General features: G+C 55.5%; 1 rRNA gene. It reads left to right on the top strand.

The features are described 5' to 3' along the window. Window positions 1-272: ribosomal RNA gene (locus CE491_RS00040) — 16S ribosomal RNA — on the top strand; the annotation flags it as partial.

The raw sequence follows: 272 nt of genomic DNA, 5'->3' as shown, positions 1-272 counted from the left end.
AATTTAGTGTGTCAGCAGCCGCGGTAATACAGAGGGTGCAAGCGTTGTTCGGAATTATTGGGCGTAAAGCGCGTGTAGGCGGCTTTGCAAGTCGGGTGTGAAAGCCCTCAGCTCAACTGAGGAAGTGCGCCCGAAACTGCAGAGCTTGAGTGCCGGAGAGGGTGGCGGAATTCCCCAAGTAGAGGTGAAATTCGTAGATATCGGAAGGAACATCAGTGGCGAAGGCGACCGCCTGGCCTAAGACTGACACTGAGGCACGAAAGCGTGGGGAG

The organism is Pseudomonas bohemica, from assembly GCF_002934685.1.
Lineage (GTDB): Bacteria > Pseudomonadota > Gammaproteobacteria > Pseudomonadales > Pseudomonadaceae > Aquipseudomonas > Aquipseudomonas bohemica.
Note: the sequence above shows the minus strand (reverse complement) of the source record. Positions and strands in the feature narration are given on the sequence as shown.